Here is a 16,576-nt window from a genome sequence, read left to right on the forward strand (position 1 = left end):
GCTTATTTATAATCCTGCCAGTCTTTGATTTGGATATCTTTCACATCCATTGTACAGAATGCTTCGATAAATGCACTTGCCAGACGTGCGTTGGTGATCAGCGGAATATTATGGTCGATCGCAGCACGGCGGATCTTGTAACCGTTGGTCAGTTCGCGTTTGCTGTGGTCTTTCGGGATGTTTACAACCAGTTCGAATACGTGGTTGCTGAACATATCCATGATATTCAGGTCGCCTTGTTCATCCGGCCAGCATACGGCAGTCGTATTGATACCGTTTTCATTCAGGAACTTAGCAGTACCGGCAGTGCCGTAAATCTGGTATCCTTTTTCGCTCAGCAGGCGGCAAGGTTCCAGCAGATCTACTTTACTCTTGGCTGCACCTGAAGAAACTAGGACATTCTTTTTCGGAATGTTGTTGCCTACGGCGATCATGGCAGACAGCAATGCTTCATTGAAGTCGTCGCCGATACAACCTACTTCACCGGTAGAACTCATATCCACGCCCAGTACAGGGTCTGCCTTATGCAGACGGGCGAATGAGAACTGAGAAGCCTTTACACCGATCCAGTCGATATCGAAAGCGCTCTTGTCCGGTTTTGTATAGGGAGCGTCCAGCATGATGCGGGTGGCCGTTTCGATGAAGTTGCGTTTCAGTACTTTTGAAACGAACGGGAAACTACGTGATGCACGCAGGTTACATTCGATTACCTTCACATCGTTGTTCTTAGCCAGGAACTGGATATTGAACGGTCCGCTGATGTTCAACTCTTTGGCGATCATCTTGCTTACCTTCTTGATGCGGCGTGCTGTTTCGAAGTAAATCTTCTGAGCCGGGAATACCAGTGTAGCGTCACCAGAGTGAACACCGGCAAACTCGATATGTTCGGAGATAGCGTATTCAACCACTTCGCCGTTCATCGCCACTGCGTCAAATTCTACTTCTTTGGCTCCCTGCAGGAACTCGGATACAACCACCGGATATTCTTTAGATACCTTAGCTGCCAGATCCAGGAATTCGATCATCTGTTCCTTGTTGTGGCAAACGTTCATGGCAGCACCTGAAAGAACATAAGAAGGACGGATCAGGATCGGGAAGCCAACCTTTTCGATGAAGCCGTCGATCTCTTCCATACTGGTCAACTCTGCCCATGCCGGCTGGTCGATACCCAGTGTGTCCAACATAGCTGAGAATTTATGGCGGTTTTCAGCGCGGTCGATCGACAGCGGAGAAGTACCCAGTACCGGTACATTCTGGCGATACAACTTCATTGCCAGGTTGTTCGGGATCTGTCCGCCTACGGATACGATCACACCCTTCGGCATTTCCAGGTCCATTACGTCGAGTACACGTTCGAAAGAAAGTTCGTCGAAGTACAGACGGTCGCACATATCGTAGTCGGTAGAAACCGTTTCCGGGTTGTAGTTGATCATGATCGACTTGTAACCCAGCTTACGTGCAGTCTGTGCAGCGTTCACCGAACACCAGTCGAACTCTACGGAAGAACCGATGCGGTAAGCACCTGATCCCAGGATCACGACGCTCTTGTCATTCTTATAGTAAGGGATATCATGTTCGCTACCGTCGTATGTCATATACAGGTAGTTAGTCAGTTCCGGATGTTCCGAAGCGATCGTGTTGATACGTTTTACGCTCGGCAGGACACCCAGTTTCTTACGCAGGTTACGTACACGGATGTTTTCTTTTTCCATGTTGCCTTCCGGATTTTCTACATAACGTGCAATCTGGAAGTCGGAGAAGCCCAGGCGTTTAGCTTTTTTCAGAACATCTTCGGGCAGATCTTCGATTTTGTTGTATTGAGATAATACTTTCGTATAATCTACGATGTTTTTCAAACCGTTCAGGAACCACGGAGTGATCTTTGACAGTTCGTGGATACGTTCTACTGTGTAACCCTCTTCCAATGCTTTTGCAACGGCGAAGATACGCAAGTCGGTCGGGTTGGCCAGTGCATCGTCCAGGTTGTCGAATTCCAGGTCGTTGTTTCCAACGAAACCGTGCATACCCTGTCCGATCATACGCAGACCTTTCTGCATGATCTCTTCGAAGCTCTTACCGATCGACATGATCTCGCCGACAGACTTCATGCTTGAACCGATCAGGCGGCTTACGCCAACGAACTTGGTCAAGTCCCAACGCGGGATCTTCACGATCATATAGTCTACTTCCGGAGCTTTATAAGCAGAGTTCGGAGTACCCATTTCGCCGATTTCATCGAGGCTGTAACCTAATGCCAGCTTAGCAGCGACGAATGCCAGGGGATAACCGCTTGCTTTGGAAGCCAGTGCGGAAGAACGGCTCAGGCGAGCGTTTACTTCGATCACACGGTAGTCGCAAGTGTCGGAATTGAATGCGTATTGGATGTTACATTCGCCCACGATACCCAGGTGGCGGATTGTCTTGGTCGACAGTTCTTTCAGCAGATCCAGTTCCTTATCTGTCAGAGAGCAGGTAGGAGCCACTACGATACTTTCACCGGTATGTACGCCCAGCGGGTCTACATTTTCCATGCTTACAACCGTGAAGCAATGGTCGTTCTTATCGCGGATTACTTCGAATTCAATTTCTTTCCAGCCTTTCAATGATTCTTCTACCAGGATCTGTGAAGAATAAGCGAAAGCGCTTTCAGCCAGCGTGCGCAGCTCTGCTTCGTCTTTGCAGATACCGCTACCCATACCTCCCAGAGCATAAGCAGAACGGATCATTACCGGGAAACCGATCTTGTAGGCAGCTTTCACTGCATCTTCCATCGTTTCAACAGCCTGGCTTATCGGAGTTTTTACGTCGATTTCATTCAGTTTCTTTACAAACAGGTCGCGGTCTTCTGTATACATGATAGCTTCAACAGAAGTACCCAGTACCTTTACACCATATTTGGCGAGTGTGCCGCTGGTGTATAACTGAGTTCCGCAGTTCAGGGCAGTCTGGCCACCAAAAGCCAGCAGGATTCCGTCCGGTTGTTCTTTTTTGATTACTTCTTCAACAAAATACGGAGTGATAGGCAGGAAGTACACCTTGTCTGCTACCCCTTCGGATGTTTGAATAGTTGCAATGTTCGGATTCAGCAATACGGTACTGATACCTTCTTCTTTCAGTGCCTTTAATGCTTGTGAACCAGAGTAGTCAAACTCTCCGGCCTGTCCGATCTTCAGGGCACCCGAGCCCAGAACAATCACCTTTTTGATTCCAATTTTCGACATAGTAATTGGGTTGTTTTGTTTATTAATTGATTTTATAGAATGTTATACCTTCATATTATCGCTATCCGCGGGACACAAAAAAAATGCGTTAGTAAAAATAACCAACGCATCTTATATTACCAAATGATAATCCCGTAAAGTAAAGAAATGAGCCTCAATGTCCGGCGTTGAACCGGAAATAAACATCGGATTACACTTATGTATCTTATTCGTCATGAAACTCTTCCTCGCAAAATTTCGGCAAAGATAGGGGATATAATTTGAATGTGCAATAAAATAGGAGGGAATCGTGGTTTAAAAATTGTACTCATAATTACGTTGTATTAATGGAAACTTGTTTATAAAAAGGAAATGGTGTTGCTTGTCCGATATTCTGTTTGTTATTTATTCTTGATTATTGTATATTGAAGAAGCTTGTTTACGTCTTCCTTCATTAATTTAATAGTTTTCGATTGATCCTTGGGCTGTCTGGTAAGAACAGAGTAGGCCGCTAACCTGAGTTTATCGGGTTGGTAATAAGAATCGTCCGAATATAACTTTGTCAGTAGATAATAGGTGTCAATCTTTTCCGGCAGGATATGCAGGCATTGTAATAAATACTTCTCGGCTTGCTCATAAAGACCCAGCTGTTGGTAACTTTCTGCCAGTATGTAATAGAATTCCGGATTGGCACTTAGCCGGATTGCTTGGTGACTCCAGACGATAGCATCCGAATATTGTTTACACTGTAACAGGCATCTGGCTCCTTCCTGCAGGAATTCGACCCGGTGGTTGAGACGTGGATATAAACACTGGTATCCTTGTGTGGCCACCTGTTGTTCATTTTGCTGTTTGAGCAGTCGTAATGTTTTCCATTCTTTATAAGAATCGTAATAACCTCTTTGACCGAAAAATAGCATGCAGGCGGCTAATGCTGCAAAAGTTCCGATGTAGGGAAATGTTTTCGGGGAAGGTTTTTGCAACTTACCGGGTATTGTTACACAAATAGCCGAGAAGAATAATAGTAATACCCAAAACGACGGTAATTGTAACGGATAAGAATACATTGAGAAAAAGAGCAAAGCGATAATGCTTCCCGTCGCTCCGATCTGTTTGTTTTTTAGTCCGTAATAAAGGCTGAACCCGATCCACAAAGAGAAAAGTAACAGTCCGGCGATTCCGAATTCGAGTCCCATCTGCAGATACTCGTTGAATGCAAATCTCGGACAACAGGCAGCCTGCCGTTCCATGTCGGAAGCTTTTCCGGATGAAAAGTAGTCGGCTTGCGTCTTCGCATAGGATGTGGAAAAACCTCCCAGGCCTGTTCCTGTCACAGGTTGTTCCAAGATTGCTTTGGTTGTTACGTTCCACATCAGTAGGCGACTGGCCGATTGGTCCGGGTGGATAAAACTACCCAGAGTGGGTAATCCTGCAATGCCCAGGAATAATAAAGCACAAACGATCACGACAGTCTTACTGTGCATTATTACTCTTTGTTTCAGGATTTTCCAACCGGATTTGCGTAAAAAGAATACCCAGCAGCAGGAGGCAACGGCGGCTAGCCATGCAGGACGGCTTGCTCCTCCCGGGAGGGCGATCAGGATGATTAGTATACCGATGACTGACAGGTAAAACAACATGGTTCTGGTTTCCCACCATGCTATTTTATCGCAATCACGGAATCGCAGGGCCAGGTTCAGGCATAAAGGGAGTACGATTGCCAGATAACCGGAAAACGGACCGGGATTAAAAATCAGTCCGCTGCCATTAAACAGTGGATGGTCTTCCGCCGGGTTACCGTGTATATGCCCCATTCCCCACATCGCTTCAAACATGCCGGTCGATATAATGATCGAAATGAAAAAGAGCCTGAGCTCGGGATGTGTCTGTATGACAGCTCGTAACATAAACCATAGCATGGTCAGTTGACCGACAAAGAGCAATCTTTCCGGTTGTGGGTTCAACTCACGGTCGTAGGTGATCAGAATCAGTCCGGTGAAGAGAAGTAGCAGTCCGTCAGGTAGTGTGAATGTGAAACAACTTTTTTTGATGGTGGCTTCCATAAAAAATACACTGAAGGCAAGTAATAAAACAGCGAAATGGAACCAGAAAATTTTGCCGGCGATAGTTCCTTCTGCAATGTCAGGATTGGCGGCAAATACAATGCATAATAGTAACGCTCCACTCGTAGAGAGGGATAATAGCCGTAGGTACTTGAATAAAATTTTCATCTTTAATTTATTTTAGGGTGATATCGGACTCTGCTTTTTGTTTATGAAAATCGATAACTACCTTTTCCGGTTATTACATTAATGGATGTAAATTCCGGAAGAAGATCGATGAAAAAACAAGTTGTGACGTTCTCTTTAGTGCTACTTCTTAGCTCTTAGATTAAACACGCAGAGGACAAGAAGGGTTTGAAAAAATAACAATTTGTCCATTGATATCGCAAAATTAGGAAAGAAAATAGTTTCAGATGGTCTAAATAGGTTCAAGATGGTTATTTTTTTAAGGTAAAAATAGGAAGGTAAATAAAGATTCCGGCAATCGACATAGCTAGCCCTCCGATCGTACCGGCTGCCAGTGGAAACCAAAATGCTTCTTTATCGGGACCTAACATAAACGGAATGAATCCCAGAATAGTGGAAATCACAGTAAGGAAAATTGGTGTTATTTTTGCATTCCATGCTTTCAGGTAAATGCGCCAGAGTGGCATCGAGGGTTTTGCTTCGCGTAGCTGATTGAATTCGTTCAATACATAGATGCTGGCATTTACCGTAATACCGCATAATAAAACGAATGAAGCAAATCCTCCCTGGTCGAAGTTTAACTTGAACCAATAAAACGTCAGGAATACGCCGATATAGGAGATCGGTATCACGCAGATGACGGCTAATGGTTGTTTCAAAGAGTTAAACAGGATACTGGTAGTAAAGAAAATGATTACGATAATAAGCAACAATAACAGATATTGTTTATTATCTTTCGTGTTCCAATCCCAGTAATAGCTTTCCGACTTGGCTGTATAACCCATAGGGAGCGAAGCATTGAATTCCTTCAATACACGTTCCTGTATCTTGTTCCCCTGGTTGGATGCACCGATATATTCGTATTGCAGGCAAAGCCGGTATTGCTGGTTTACCTTGGCTACTTTCTGCGGCATCTGTCCTTTTTCCACAGTTGCCAGTTCTGCTAATTTATAAGACTTGTCTTTGACGGTTTGAGGCACATATTGCATACTCCAGATATCATAATCCTTTGCTTGTCGGGAACTTAGTTTCAGCTTTTCCACTTCATTGTCGACAACAATCGTTCCGCTATAAATATCTTTTCCGAATACCGGATTCAATGAGGCGAACAACTCGATCGGCAGAATGCTCTCTTGGGCCATCCGTGCTTTGTTCAGGTTGAAGTAGAACTCTTGGTAATCGTCTTTCCACCAGGAGAATTCGGAGTTGATAAGCACTTCCTTGATACGTCGGAAGGTGAGAAGTTTGCCTTTTAATTGTTCGGCCCATTCGTATAACTCGTCGTAATTATATCCGAACATTTCGATCCTGAATGACCCGGCTCCTTCCCGTACATCATTGCTGAACCCCTGATCCTGAAGACCGTATACTCCCCAGCTACCGCCGCCCAGTTCTAAAGCTTTACTGATGATCTTGCTTTTCAGGGTGTAAGGGAAGCCGCTCCGTTCGGCAGCTTTGGTGAAGTATATGCGTATACCTGCCTGACGGGCACTGTATACATTTGTCTGGAACTGGCGTATATCCTTGAATGTACTCAGGTAAGCCTCCATACGGGTCATCAGTTGGTTCATCTGTTCCAACGTAGTACCGTTGGGTAGGGAGGCTGTGACGGATAGAACCGTTTCATCGTTGCGGGTAAAGTAACTACCTTCATACACTTTCTGCACAAAAAGCCGTAAAGTTCCTCCCAACGCTTTGTCTATGATGGGTTTTACCTTTTCTTTATAGGTATCCCCGGATACAATCTTGTTGTATTTTTCGATGAATAGCGAGTCGGTAGCCGTGTAAACTTTGTCTTTACCATCCATTTCTATTTTTTCAGGCAACAGGAAGATCGGTAATCCGAATGCTAGGACTAACACTACACAAGCAGTCTTTTTCCATCGGCAAAGGAAATCGATCTGTGCATGGTAATAGCGGTTGAAATAGACCGGATACCGCTTAAGAACTCTGTTACCCCATATTTTGAACCGATTGAATCGGCCACTCTCCTGGCTTTCGGATAATAGGGCTTTTTGCTTTATATTTTTCTTTTGTCCCAATCCCAGTTTGTCTATCATGGCAGGAACAAAGAACAGGGCAACAGCCAGCGATACAGCCAGATTAATAATCACCACAGCTGCGAAATCCTGTAAATTCAATCGTATTTTTTCATCGAGGAAGAAAATAATCACCAATGCTCCGATCGTAGTCAGAGTGGCTGCCAGGATAGAAAGGAAAGCTTTCCGGTTATGGCGGTTACGTATATGGTCGGTCATCACGATCGTATTGTCGATCACCAGGCTTAAAGATATGGTGACACCGGCCAGCGAATAAAGTTGCATCTCCAGCTTTGCCAGGTAAAAGAAGATGACGGCAATGCAGAGGTTTACACTCAGGCTGACAACGATCAGGAACAGGTAACGAACATTCCGGGTGATCAATAGAACGAATAAAAGCAGGATCAGGATAGTCAATCCGGTACGTAAATATATTTTGTCCAACTCGTTGTGGATGAATTCCGTAGCGTCATAACTCGTGTGTATCTCATAGCCTTGCGGCAGTAACTGACGGATATGATTCATCTCCTGTTTTACCTGTTCTGCCAGTTTCAACTGGTTTGCCGTTTCTTCCGCCTGAATGGATAGGTAAATGGAATTCAATCCGTTGATACGATAATAACTTTGTGGAGCCTCTTCCTGGCGGGTTACTTTCAGTAGTTGGTCCAGACGGATTAGTTTTCCTTCTTTATTGGTGACTGTGATATAAGATGCGTCAAAACCATCCCGGCTATCTTCCGGTATCAGGGCGAGGCGGATCCATTCCTCCTGTCCATTCGTCTCTACATTCCCTGTTCCGAGAAACTCTTTGTTATAGTATTGACTGATGGCAGTTTGTATATCGCTGGTGGTAATTCCGAGTGAAACCAGTTGGCGGCTGTCGTACTCTAATCGCCATTCCATCGGCGTAGCTCCCCGTACATCTATCCTGTAAATTCCCGGAATGCTGGCTAGGCGCGGTTTGATCTGATCTTCTGCAAACCGCTGGATAAAGATTGGGGTTGCTGCGGCATTTAAAGTATATGTCATGAAAGGTCCGGACTCCTTGTCATCCGGGCGGCTCATTTCCAGGATCGGATAACTAAGTCCGTCAGGCAGGCTTGGCCAGGTCTGTCGGACGATGGTGGAGGCTTCAAAGCGGGCGGCATCGATATTGGTATGCTTATCCAGTTCTACGGTCACATATCCCCATCCGTTACCGGAAGTCGAATTGATCTCCTTGATCCCTTTGATGCGTGCAAGCATTGCTTCCAGACGAGAAGTCACTTCCATTTCGATCACGCGTGCCGAATTGCCGGGCATATTATAACTGATAGTCAGCCGGGGCAATGTGCGTGAAGGCGATAGCTTGATGGGCAGTAAAGGAATGAATGTTATTCCTGCCAAAGCTATGCAGAGGAAAACGACAATAATCGTAAAGGATGATATTTTAGGAGATGAACTCATTTTATAGCTATTTTCTTACTACGGGAAAATTATAACTCGTTCCGATAATCAAATTCATTCGACAAGGAAATCCCGGTCTCGAAATCATGTAATGTCAGCTTCCTTATCTTAAAATAACTCAGCCAATAGTTTTGCAACGCCGAGATATAGTTACGCTGTGCCTCCTGTTGGCGGTTCAACGACAAAGTCAAGCTGTTGATATCCGCTTTCCCGATCATAAACCGCTGCTTGGTCTCTGCGTATGCCATGACTGCCAGGTCGAGCACTTCTTCAGCACTACTGATCAGGTGCTGTTGAATATTAAAATCACCGACTGTCATGATCACATCCTCTTCCACGGTCAATTCTTCCTGGCGGGCGGATATTTGAGCTACGTTCAGATTGTTTTTGGCAATATTATGTTTCCCTTTCCGTACGCCCCAGTCTATCAGGGGGATGGAGATCGATACGGAAACAACATCCTGTTGCAACGGATCACGGTAAGCATTTTTCAATTTGCTTGACACCTGGTTAAAACCGATGCTGGCATTGACGGAAGCATTGAACATAGCCTCCTTTTTTGTCTTGTCCACTTGTTGTTCCGCTTCCAGCACCTCTTGTTTCAGGTCGAGAAATTTAGGGTTATTCTCCCGGGCAAGCGTTAATGCTTCATCTACCGATATCTGCATATCTTTCGGACGTCCGGGCAAGCGTAACCGGATTTCCGTATTTTTGTCGAAGTTGAGGAAAGAGGCAAGGCTGAACATGGCTCTTTTGAGGGCTATATCTGCATTTTGCAATGTGTTGCGTGCATTGACGGCATCCAGTTTCAAGGTCAGTAGTTCTGCCTTGTCGATAGAGGCTATCTTATGTCGCTCCTGTCCTGTCCGGTAGAGAGTATCGGTCGAAGCGACATTCTCTTTGGCCAAATCGTATTCGGCCTGTGCCATTGCCAGTTGGAAGAAGTAGGTGGTGGCCTGTTCGCTGATGTTTTCTATATTGTATAACAATTCCTTTTTAGCGATCTCATATTTCAGCGGTTCGATCTTTCGCTCCCACCGGAAAGGATTATAGCCTAAAAGATCCTGGCTATAACCTATTCTTATAGGAATAGTCGTGAATTGATTATACGTATTTTCCCCGAAGTTACGCATATATCCCAGGTCCGAATCCAGAAAGAAGGTACCTCCCAGTAAGTCGAAATTCTGCTTGACCCTAAGATTACCACTGGCATAGAATGACTGTTGAGTACGATATTCTTCCACGTTTTTATCGTAATTATACCGCTTCGTAATATCCCGGTAATACTGTGCCGGTGTCAGGTTCAATGTCAGGCTCGGTAGTCTTCCTGCCTTGAATGTTCTGTATTGCCAGTATCCGGCCAGATACATGTTCTTTGTCCTGAATGCCTCCAGCGAACTGTCTGCTGCCAGAGAGATCGTCCGTTCCAGCGACAGCGTCAGTGTCTGTGCATGTAGGGCGGTGGAGGTAAATAACAGGAATGACAATATTATCTTATATATCTTCATAACGGCATTATATAATTCGTTAAACTTCAGTTTGTTTTTCGGTAACATCATGTTTCCGGTAGATGTACCAGTAAATCAATGGAATGATGAACAGACTGACTGCGGTACCGACCAGCATCGCAGAGATCATTGCGATAGATAACGGCTTTTGCAACTCACTACCCATATCGAATGTAAACAACAAAGGTACCATACCGAATATCGTAGTCAGTGATGTCATGATGATTGGACGCAGACGGCGACGACCGGCCTCGTGTATCGCTTCCATCAACGGGACTCCCTCTTTCCTCAGCTCATTGATCATGTCAATTTTCAGAATGGAGTCGTTGATCACAATACCGCAAGTCACCACAATACCGATGGCACTCATCAGGTTAATGGTATGCCCGCATATCCAGAGTATCAGTAAAGCCGCAGCTACGTCGATCGGTATTTCAAGCAACAGGATCAACGGTTGCAGGAAACTCTCAAACTGGGCTGCCAGGATAAAATACATCAACAGGAGTGAAATAAACAAGATCACTACCAGTTCATTCAACATTTTCTGGTTGGAAAAGAAACTACCGGAAAAGTCGATTTCCCAATTCTGTCCGCTTAGTTGTTTTACGTTGTCCATCAGCTGCTCCGGCTTTTGGATATTATAGAAGCTAAACGGGATATACTCACCGTTTTTCCCGGCTGTTATCGTTTTGAGGTCTTCTCCCTGGGTCACCTTGATCAATGATTGCAACGGGATATATTGACTTTTACTGTCTTTGTCCGGTTGTGTTTGCACCAGTGTGTTTTGTAATACTTCATTGATTGTCTGTCCGTCACCTGCCAATGCTATCGGAAGATATTGCTGGTAGGAGCGGAGGGTAGCAACTTCATTTTCTTTGAATGCCGTTTTCAGAAGACGGTACACTTCATTATAATTGACATTATATAAGAGTAGTTTCTGTCTGTCGATCGAAATATTCAGCTGGTTGTCGAATGCCACTCCGACAGGCGCCTGACCGGTGGTCGTTTTCATTTCCGATTCCAGTTTTTGCAGTTCGAAGGCTTCCGGTGCTGTTGCTTTGTTACGTGTATAAAACTCAGCTACCACATCGGCTTCGCCTGTGACAAAGAGTTTTTCAAACACAGTGATAGGAGGAGAAAAAGAAAATACCGCCTGTGGATAATTGGTATCCAGCCATTGGGAAATCTTTTCCTGTAAGGGAGCAATGGCAGATGTTTTTTCCGTTCTGAAATACAACTCGGCTTCGGAGGCGGATAATTCACGGTCGCGATTCAATAAGAACTGTTGCTGTCCGATATAGGATGTATATTCTTTGACATCACCGGCTGTCTGGTTAAAAAGCCGGCTAACCCTGTCTTTATTCTCGTCGATATGAATATTCTCGTTCCATTCTATATGAGCGATCAACTCGTTCTGGTCGATCTCCGGCATTCGCGTTTTCGGTACTTCATAGAAAAGGAAAACACAGAGAGGAAGAGTTAGGGCAGTGAGTATCAGACTCGCTTTTTTATGGCGGAAGGTGAAGTTGACACCTGCGTCATAAAAACCATACAATGCGCTGTCTTTGATCAGATTTTTTATCCTGCGGTTAAAACCGGTATGTTTGATGTCGGGGATACTGTAAACCAGCTTGTACAATACCGGAAGCAGCATGATACCGGTAAAATAAGAGACCAGCAATCCCACTGTTACGGCAAAAGCCTGGTCATAGAATATAGCTCCGGCAATACCACTCATAAATACCAGCGGAAAGAATACGGCGATTGTTGTAAAAGTGGAACTCAACATCGGAGTGATTACTTCTGTTGTCCCTTTGGCGCATGCTTCGTCCAGAGAGAATCCTTTTGTCCGGTATTGCGTGATGTTTTCCGTTACGATAATCGAACTGTCTATCATCATACCCAGAGCGAGGATCAGGCCTGACAGAGAGATGATGTTCAACGACATTTTGAATAAGTAAAAAAACAGGAAGCTGACGATGAGGCTGATTATCATACTCAAACCGATCACGGCGGGTATTTTTATATCTCCCAGGAAGAGGATAGCCACGATACAGATAAAGATAAAACCTAATGTCAGGTTTTGCTTCAGGTTCGACACCGAATAATCCAATAGCTCTGTCTGGTTGCGGCTGACACTGAATTCTATATCCGGGTATATGGTCTCAAAATAGTCTGTTATGCCTTCCAGCGCTTCTTTCATGTTGTCCATATTCTCGTCTGTTTGCTTGATTACGGCCAGTGTGACTGCCCGTTTTCCTCCGGCCAATGATGCCCCGGTCTCTTTTTCAGGGACAACAGCGATTTTGGCCAGGTCCTTCAACTGGAATATGCGATCGTTTTTCCGGATATAAATGTTTTGCACATCCTCCGGTGTACGCAGTAGCGTAGAAAATTTGATATTATATTCGTAGTACCCGTCCCGCACGGTCATGCTTCCCGGTTCGATATTATTCGAGTTAAGTGCCGATTCCAGATCGTCCAGAGTAATCCCCGCCATTTCCAGTATCTTTATATCGGGTACAATCTGTAACTGCCGTTTTACCATTCCGGTGATATCCACCATGGCGACTTCCGGCAATTGTTCAATACGCCGTTTGATCACATTCTCGGCAAACTGGCAAAGGTCGAGGAAAGCAGCCTCGCTTTCACTTGACTTTCCGCTTTCATCGGATTTAAGTGTCAGGTTCAGGCAAAAGACCGGAATATCCGTAGCGCTGGCCTTGATTACCCGCGGACGTTCCACTTCGCGCGGAAGATAGTTCATGGCTGCGTCTATCTTTTCGTTCACTTCGATAAAAGCCAGGTCCGTATTGGTTCCGAAGTCAAAATTCAGACGGATAATGCCGGAGCCGTCACGGGTCTCGCTATGGATATCCCGTAAGGCGGAAACCTGCATCAGTTGTTGACGGATCGGTTTGACAACCGTGTTCTCCAGTTCGCGGGCAGATGTATTTTGTCCGGACACCTGTATCGTAATTTCCGGTATTGCAATATCCGGCAACAACGATATCGGGATAGTGAAATAAGTCACCAACCCTATGATAAAACAGGCAGTAAAAGCCATCAGTACCGCGATAGGACGTTGTAACAAGAATTTAACCATGAATTTTCAAATTTCAATTCTTAATTTTCAATTATCGTAACCGGAGCCTCATGTGCCAGATTGATATTACCGCTGGTAATGACGATATCATCTTCTTTCAGACCGTCTGCAATCGTGTAACTGTCTGCATTTTCCAGGCCGGTATGCACGTAAGTCCAATAGGCCTTTGTCTTTGTGCTGTCCAGAACAAACACCACCTGCTTTCCCGAACGCAGTACAACCGACTCTTTCGGAACGACCAACTGTTTACCGAGTGAACGGTGGATGCTGACACGTACATTCATTCCTTCGAATAACTTGCCTCTGTCCGTAACTGCCGCTTTCACCTGTACCATCCCATTTTCGTCTACCAACGGATTTATTTCGCTGATACGTCCCTCTGCTTTGACATCGCTCAGGGCAAACGGAGTCACTTCTACCCGGTCGCCGTTCTTTATTAAAGGCAGTTCATTTTCCAGAACGGTGAATGCCGCTTCCAGACTGACTGGGTCGATAATGGTACAGAAGACATCGGAGGTGGAAGCTGTATTATATTGCTTGGCAAACAGGTTGGCAACAATGCCGTCGAAAGGAGCGGTCAACACTGCATTCTGCTCTTCATATTCGGCAAGCTGGTATTGGATCAGTGCCTGGTCGTAGCCACTCTTTACCCGGGCAAGCTGCATGGTAGCCGGGGGAACTTTTGCCGAGTCCGACAGCGCATATCCCTGGCCAATCAGTACATCCTGCAATTCCAGTTTGGCACGTTCCAAGGCGTCTTTTGTAGTAGCTGTTTTGTTTTTCAATCGGAAGGTCGATAATTCCGCTAATTTTTGCCCTTTGGTCACCCGGTCGCCATTTTTTACATGGATAATAGCAATCGGTTCGGACGATTCAAACCGCAGGTCGACATGACGGCGGGCCGACAATTTGCCGTTACTGATCAGTTCATGGTTGAAATCAGTAGCCTTCAGTGTCATCACGGTCACCTCGTTGGTTTCGTCCGGTAGAACTGTTTCAACAGTTTCTTCCCCTGTACTGTCTCCTTTCTTTTCACCGGAACAGGCTATCATTCCGGAAAGGATCAGTATTGCCAGCAAATTGTAGTATTTCATATTCATATAAACTATGATTCTGTTTTCAATTTCCAAATATACAAATTAATTATTACGATGTTCTCGTAATTGATATATAAATAAACTAATTACGATTTTATCGTATGTTGTTGAGCATGTTTTTAACTTCTGTTCTCATTTCCCGTATAGCTGTACTTTCCACTTTCGGCTCTTTTTTCAATACGGCATCAGCAGCTTTGATAAACTTATCTTCCTGAAAGAAAGTAGGTTCCGTATAAAGTTTAGTAAGCAGATAATACGGGTAGATCCGTTCCGGTAATATATCGATTGCATGTAGCAATAAATATTCAGCTTCCAGGAAATTTCCTTGTGCCTGTTCGTTTTTTGCAGCCATATAATGGATCATCGGATCGGCACTCAGTTTCATTGCCCGTTCTAACAAACGATTCGCCTCTGCAAACCGCTCCGTCTTACTCAAGCATTGCGCCGTTTCAAATAGTAGTTCCGGCTTATGTCCCATCAACGGTACCAACTTTTCATACCCGTCTGCCGCCGCTTCATAAGCTTTGCTATTATATAACATCTTCATCGTATTCCACTTTTTATACCCTTTATAATACTCCTTCTGCTGCCAGAAAAGCCATCCGCAACATACTGCCATCCCCCCGATTACGGCGACTGAGAGTAACCTTTTCCCCTCTCGAGAGAGGGTAGGGGGTGTGTCAGTGGGAACAGCAGTATCAGCAACCCCCATCAAAACCACCAACACCACCCAGAACTCCGGCAATTGTAACGGATAAGACGCCAGGCTAAACACCATCAACGCCAATATCCCTCCGGCCGCTCCGATCTGTCTGTTCTTTACCCCCCGGAACAAAGAATAACTTAACAACAATACAAAAACCATTAAACCAAACACTCCTTGTTCCAAACCAATCTGTAAAAACTCATTAAACCCGTATTCCGGACATCCGGCCACCAGTTTTTCTGTATCCGGAGTTCTGCCGGAAGAAAAATATTCTGCTTGTGTTTCGGCATAAGCCGCCGGAAAACCACCGAGTCCGGTCCCTGTCCAGGGTTGTTTTATTATTGCTTGCGTCGTTATTTTCCATAAAAGTAGCCGGCCATCGGCAGATTCTTTTTTTAGCACGTAAATACCAGCCAATGCACTGGCTACAAGGATCAGTATCAAAAAAGATGATACTACAGTTAAGGCTTGGTGTCCTTTTATAAACCGTTTAGTCTTTTTCCATCCGATACTTTGTATCCAATAAACCCATCCGCACGAAACCGCCGCCGCGATCCAGGCTGCCCGGCTCATTCCGGCAGGCAATATGACAATAATTGCCAGTAAACTGATCCACCCCAGATAGTACAGGTAAACTTCAGTCTGCCGCCATCCCCCTTTTTTATAGCCGTTGAACCGTAGGATCATCCATAGGCAAACCGGTAGCACCATCGCGAGATACCCCGAATAAGGCCCCGGATTATAAAAATCCCCGGTCAGTCTGAACAGTGAATGGTTCGAACCTTCAAATCCATGTAATTGACGCATCCCTGATATTGCTTCTATCAGTCCGGTCCCTACAATTGCAACCAGGTAAAAAATCTTCAACTGCGGCCATCCGGTAAATATGAACCGCAACAGAAACCACAATATAACCAGTTGTCCTCCGAACAACATTTTCTCCGGTTCGGGATTCAGTTGCCAGCCATAAGTAAATGTAACGATAGCCATTAAAACCAGTACTGCTCCATCTGCTACTGAGAAAGTAAATTGTTTCGCCGGCTTAGTAAGGACGATTGTTGTCAGACTACATAGAACCAGAAACACCATTGCCAGGTGATACCAATGGATTTTTCCTGTGACCAGACCGTTTGCCAGGCTAATGTCTGTTGCAAAAACGGTACACAATAGAAAGAATCCACTGACAGCAAGTAGTGACCAACTTATATATCTTTTATACATCATC

7 protein-coding genes are annotated in these 16,576 nt (G+C 45.0%); all 7 read right to left on the minus strand.

Annotated elements, in window-relative coordinates; translation table 11 throughout:
• Positions 1 to 2: 2 nt before the first annotated feature.
• The 7 genes from carB to BQ7394_RS01510 all read right to left on the minus strand — a co-directional run bounded on the left by carB (position 3) and on the right by BQ7394_RS01510 (position 16,575).
• A complete protein-coding gene (gene carB / locus BQ7394_RS01480) occupies positions 3 to 3,221 on the minus strand; it encodes a carbamoyl-phosphate synthase (glutamine-hydrolyzing) large subunit (RefSeq protein WP_075555752.1) in 3,219 nt (1,072 codons plus the stop codon).
• Positions 3,222 to 3,601: 380 nt separating this feature from the next.
• Positions 3,602 to 5,431, minus strand: a complete 1,830-nt coding sequence (locus tag BQ7394_RS01485) for a Wzy polymerase domain-containing protein (protein ID WP_075555753.1) — start codon at positions 5,429 to 5,431, stop codon at positions 3,602 to 3,604.
• 269 nt (positions 5,432 to 5,700) lie between these two features.
• Positions 5,701 to 8,934, minus strand: coding sequence for an efflux RND transporter permease subunit (locus BQ7394_RS01490; protein ID WP_075555754.1), 3,234 nt, complete (start codon positions 8,932 to 8,934; stop codon positions 5,701 to 5,703).
• A 29-nt stretch (positions 8,935 to 8,963) separates the two neighbouring features.
• Positions 8,964 to 10,442: a TolC family protein gene (locus tag BQ7394_RS01495; RefSeq protein ID WP_075556824.1), complete on the minus strand. Its 1,479-nt coding sequence runs from the start codon at positions 10,440 to 10,442 to the stop codon at positions 8,964 to 8,966.
• Positions 10,443 to 10,461: 19 nt separating this feature from the next.
• Positions 10,462 to 13,548, minus strand: coding sequence for an efflux RND transporter permease subunit (locus BQ7394_RS01500; RefSeq protein ID WP_075555755.1), 3,087 nt, complete (start codon positions 13,546 to 13,548; stop codon positions 10,462 to 10,464).
• A gap of 20 nt (positions 13,549 to 13,568) precedes the next feature.
• The gene (locus BQ7394_RS01505) at positions 13,569 to 14,642 is read right to left on the minus strand and encodes an efflux RND transporter periplasmic adaptor subunit (protein WP_075556825.1); all 1,074 of its coding nucleotides are present in this window, start codon (positions 14,640 to 14,642) and stop codon (positions 13,569 to 13,571) included.
• Positions 14,643 to 14,739: 97 nt separating this feature from the next.
• Positions 14,740 to 16,575, minus strand: a complete 1,836-nt coding sequence (locus tag BQ7394_RS01510) for an O-antigen ligase family protein (protein WP_394333679.1) — start codon at positions 16,573 to 16,575, stop codon at positions 14,740 to 14,742.
• Position 16,576: the final 1 nt, after the last annotated feature.

It is taken from the genome of Parabacteroides timonensis, assembly GCF_900128505.1.
Lineage (GTDB): Bacteria > Bacteroidota > Bacteroidia > Bacteroidales > Tannerellaceae > Parabacteroides > Parabacteroides timonensis.